The organism is Microcoleus sp. PH2017_35_SFW_U_B, from assembly GCF_020737865.1.
Classification (GTDB): Bacteria; Cyanobacteriota; Cyanobacteriia; order Cyanobacteriales; family Microcoleaceae; genus Microcoleus.
Map to the genome: position 1 here is coordinate 1 of NZ_JAEQDE010000186.1, position 4,954 is coordinate 4,954.

The following is a 4,954-nucleotide window of genomic DNA, read 5'->3' on the forward strand; positions in this document are numbered from 1 at the left end:
ATGTCTTTATCTCCACATAAACTGCCTAATTATCAACAAGGCATAAGAGCTATGAGCCTTATTCTATCAGCGTTATAGGCGACTTGTCACCCCGACAGGAAATTCTGAATCGCCACAAAAAGTATAATTCTGACGCACCGTTTCGCCGCAGTAGTAGGGTGCGTCATTGATGAGATTGTTAGCTTAAATCGAAAACGATCGTAGCTGACGCACGCTATAGATAAAAATTAACGGAAGTTTCTTGCTATCTGTGTATAATCATGGATAGAAACTAGCAGCCCATTTATTTAGACGGTTTAGAAGGTTCGGGACTTATAATTAACAATTGATCGCCGGATTGACTTTGTTGAATTGCCATCACTGGCGGGCGGACTTTAGGGTCTTTTTGCTGTTCTGTTGTTAAAGCCGGAAACAGATAAATCCAGTTTCCTCTCTCCAAAAGCAACCGCCAGACTCTAGGTTCTTTGGGATTATTATCCGTGTCTTCCTTGCGTAGGAAACTATCAAATAAACCTTTGTCGCCAATAAATCTATACTTTTCTAGAGTAAGTTTGTCATCAAAGACATCACTGAGTTTTCTGCCTAAAGCAATATTATCTTGCTTGGCGATTAAAGCAACGGCAGGTAAAGACGAATTTTCCCCGGCATCGCGTCGAGCATCGGCAATACCTTGGTGGTAAGCTGACCAAAATAAGACTAGCAATACCCAACCGACGATGATAATTTCGTCAACGAGCGATCGCAATAATTTGATCGAGTTATATCTATTGATATTAAATTGTTCCCAAGACTTCAGGATGCGGTAAATCCACTTGAATCCTCTGCCGTAACGATAGGACAGCCACCGTGTAATTGTGACATTGATTTTAGCAGCAACTGTCTTGTTGATACTGCTAACTAGCCACAAAGTGAGGTAAATCGCTAGGGCTACGAGCAGAATGGCGATCGCACTTTTGACAATTGTCCAGCTATCCCCTAAAAACACCTGAAGCGGGACTATGAAAAACGATTCTACTGGTAAATCGAGGGTAATTACATTTAGCTGAAAGCAGTAAAAATAAGACCATCGATAAATCCAGCCCGTGAAAAATAGAGCGATACTAAATAAGCCAACAACACTAGCAAAGTTGCCTAAAATGTTTGATTCGGGAGTAGGTTGAGGAGAAGCGGTCACGGAATCACCTTGAAAAAATGTTGACTACCATTATATAATGCTAACGGGGTTAACGCTTATCCTTCAAGGGGTTTAGGGGGAATATGAAACGTAAAACACTTTCATTTTTAGTTGTAGCAATTATCACAATAACAGCGGGTATGGCAATACAGGTCAATGCAACCAGTCAGGATGTCCAGAAACAGAATTTGCGATCGGTACAAGCACAGGCCAGGGCTAGTCAGGCGATACCCGTAGGGTTGCCGACAGATGCAAAAATTTCTATGAAAAAGGGCGAACCAAAAAGCGGTAGAGTTGTAGAGATTGATGAGAAAACGCAAAAAATATCGATCGAGCGAGGGAGGGACAAGGTATCGATTCCTTTGGGTCAAATTGATAAAATCGTGTTTTCCAAAAGTGCGGTGGTTTATCGCAGTAATGGGGGGCCAGTTGTTCGGGGCGATGGCACTCCAGCGAAAGGTCGTCCAGAGACTTGGCGCGGTATTCCTATGAACGCTTTTCGCTTGCTAGATCCGAATAAAGGTCAAGCGGATGTGAAGCTAGGGTCTGTTCTTTCTGTTGACAAGTTGGACAGTCTCAATTCAGTCATTGTTGGAGATGGGAAAAATAAACGACAATATGTCGTCGATGAAATGCAGTTTGATGTGCAGAAAAAGACGATGACAATTGCAGCGACTCCCTATTGAGTCCGTCGCGGGGCCAGAAACCGGTTTTTTTTACGAAAATATTTCGTTGCAACTCACAAATTAGATAAAAACCCGGTTTCTTTTATTTATTCAGTTAATCAAATTTGGTGAATTATTATGACAATGATGAAACGATTGATCCGTACTTTTTTGGTTGTGAGTGTGTCCCTGACTCCTCTAATTCTACCCATAATAGTTCAACCTAGTTGGGCGCAAGGTCAAGATTTGCGGGTTGAAAAATTAGGGTTACTTATACAGAAAGCCAGACAACAGACACAACAAGGGCAGCCCGAACAAGCACTCAAAACATGGCAGGAAGTTCGAGACATTGCGCGACAACTTCAAGATATAGAAAATGAAGTCGTAGCACTCAATGGCATTGGTGAAGTCTACAACAGGCTCTCCAAAATGGAAAAAGCATTGGAATCTTTTAAAGAAGCTTTATCAATGCTGCCCAAAGTGGGCGATAGCAAAGCGAAAGCTGGTACTTTAACTAATATCGGTGTAATATATAACAGCACTTCCCAACAAGAAGAAGCATTGAAATACTTAAAGATTGCTTTACCAATGACGGAGAGAGTGGGCGATCGCGCGCAGCAAGCTACTACTTTGATTATTATGGGTCAAGTGTACAACAGCATCTCCCGACAGGACGAAGCATTGAAATACTTTAAGCAAGCTTTACTAATGATGCGAGAAACAAGTGATCGTGCGGGGGAAGCTACTACTTTAGATAATATGGGTGTAGCATACAAGATCATGTCCAAACAAGAAGAAGCATTAGAATATTTAGAACAAGCTTGGAAAATTAGACAAGAAGGAAGTAATAGCGCGGAGAAAGCGACTACGTTGAGTAATATTGGTGAAGTATACAATAGCATCAACCAACCAGAAAAAGCATTAAAATATTTGAATCAAGCTTTAGCAATTACGCGGGAAGTCGGCTATCGTGCGGGGGAAGCTGTTACCTTGAATCAGATGGGTATAGCGTACAGCATCAATTCCCAAACGGAAGAATCATTAAAATACTTGAACCAAGCTTTACTAATTAGGCAAGAAGTGGGCTATCGTGCAGGAGAAGCTGATACTTTGAGTAATATTGCTAGAGTCTACCGAGATATGAAACAACCGACTCAAGCGATCGATAATTGGGAAAAATCAGTCGAAATCACATTAAAAATGCGGAGAGATTTACAGCGGGAAAATCGCAAAAAGTTTTTAGAAGGTGAAAGAGAAAGGGCAGTTGCACTTGTTGACATTCTCATCGATCAAAACCAAGCCGATCGCGCTTTCCAATGGGTCAACATCGCCACCACAGCCGATCTAGCCGACTACACCCGCCTCATCAACGCCCAAGTAGCCAACCCCCAAGCACAAAAAGCCATTGACGAGTGGAATCAAAAAAATCAACAACTCCAATCACGCCGCCGCCAACTCCAAGACAAATTCTCTGAAAATCTCTCCCGACAAATGCGGGAATTAGAAACAGAAGTCAACCGCAAAGCAGAAGAAATTTCCCGCCAATTCCCAGAAGTCGCCGAACTCTTTGAAACCACACCCAAAGACATTGCCCAACTGAAAGCAAGTATCCCGCCCGATACCGTTGTCATTCAACCTGTCTTGCTCACAAATGTCAAAAATGTCCCCAATACCGTCGCCCTATTTGTCTTGACAAAAGACAGTTTAAGTGTTAAGAAGATTACGATCTACCCCGCAGAATTCGACAAACTCCTCACCGAACACCGCGAACAAATATCAAGCGAACTCACTTCAGATTACAGAGAAACTGGCGGCAAACTATACGACATCCTAATTCGCCCTGTAGAAGACCAAATACAGGCATTATCTCCCAAACAATTGAGCATCATCGCCACAGGAAAATTGCGTTATATCCCCTTTGAAACCCTTTATGATAGGCAAAATAGCAAATTCCTAATCCAGAAATATCCCGTCAACTATCTCACCCGCATTTCCACAAGGTCAATTCCCAATTCAACTTTACAAGGCGGCATCTTAGCATTAGGAAATCCTGTCACGCGCGACCCCTACAATTTACCAGATTCACCACAGGAAGTTCAAAGCCTCACCCAAATTTTTCCCGGTAGTTTATCCTATATCGGCAATGCAGCAACCCTCGACCAATTCAAAACGCAAGCACCTCGCTTTCCATTTTTGCACCTAGCAACTCACGGCTGTTTTCAACCAGAAGGCTGCTGTTTGCCTAACTCTCCCAATTGTAAGAAACCCGACAGAGTGGATTTAAAACCGAATACTATCCTGTTTGCCGATCGCGAATTGGATATTGCCGATGCCGCCTTATTAGGATTGCAAAACACCAGACTCCTCACCTTAAGTGCGTGTCAAACTGCTATGCAAGCGAATTCCAACGGTGAAGAAATATCGGGAGTTGCATATTTATTTGAGCGTGCGGGTGCACAAGCTGTGATGGCGAGTTTGTGGAGTGTTTCGGATTCAGCTACTAAAGATTTGATGGTTCAATTTTATCAAGATATCAATAAGGGGATGAGTATAAATGAAGCTTTGTGGAAGGCTAAGTTGAGTCAGATTCAGCGGACTCCCCATCCTTTTTATTGGTCGCCGTTTATTTTAATTGGGGATGGGCGGTAGTTACCCGGTGGTTGAAATCGTGTCTGTGCAAACGAAGAAACCGCGCCAGAAGCTCAAACTAAAGCGGGGCAAGATGAAAAATGTCAGGAGTTTTTCCAGCATTTCAAACACAGCCAAATATATTCGATCGGCTGCGGTAATGCTGACCCAGATTGGCTGTTTGCCTGGGATTTTGATGACCCCCGCCGTCACGCCAAACGAGAAGAAATTGAACCTTTGCCAGCAACGACAGTAGCAGCTTAAATTATGACTTTCGATCTGTAAATTCTGTGTCTACAACAAACTCAATCCGTAGAAGAAAGAGCGATCCAGAGTGCGTTAATCTTGGAATCTGGGAAAAGTCGATTCCTGATTGATTTACCAGTCCGGCTCTCCTGAGTCTGTGGTGATAAACAAACCGCATATCCTTGACGAAGAGAGCATCACAGAATCGCGAACAGTTGTGTCTGATACCGTATCCACCATA

At 42.9% G+C, this 4,954-nt stretch carries 4 protein-coding genes; 3 read left to right on the forward strand and 1 reads right to left on the reverse strand.

Features of this window, described 5'->3' with window-relative positions; translation table 11 throughout:
- Positions 1–283 precede the first annotated feature (283 nt).
- Positions 284–1,174 (reverse strand): hypothetical protein, encoded by an 891-nt coding sequence (locus JGK36_RS33220; RefSeq protein ID WP_293187098.1) that lies wholly within the window; start codon positions 1,172–1,174, stop codon positions 284–286.
- 83 nt (positions 1,175–1,257) lie between these two features.
- Between JGK36_RS33220 and JGK36_RS33225 the strand changes: the two genes are divergently transcribed.
- From JGK36_RS33225 to JGK36_RS33235, 3 genes are all read left to right on the forward strand, one after another.
- Entirely contained in the window at positions 1,258–1,860 is a 603-nt protein-coding gene (locus JGK36_RS33225) for a hypothetical protein (RefSeq protein WP_293187099.1), read from the forward strand.
- A gap of 123 nt (positions 1,861–1,983) precedes the next feature.
- Complete coding sequence (locus tag JGK36_RS33230) at positions 1,984–4,488, forward strand: CHAT domain-containing protein (protein WP_293187100.1); 2,505 nt, start codon at positions 1,984–1,986, stop codon at positions 4,486–4,488.
- Between the two features lie 25 nt (positions 4,489–4,513).
- Positions 4,514–4,723, forward strand: a complete 210-nt coding sequence (locus tag JGK36_RS33235) for a hypothetical protein (RefSeq protein ID WP_293187101.1) — start codon at positions 4,514–4,516, stop codon at positions 4,721–4,723.
- Positions 4,724–4,954 lie beyond the last annotated feature (231 nt).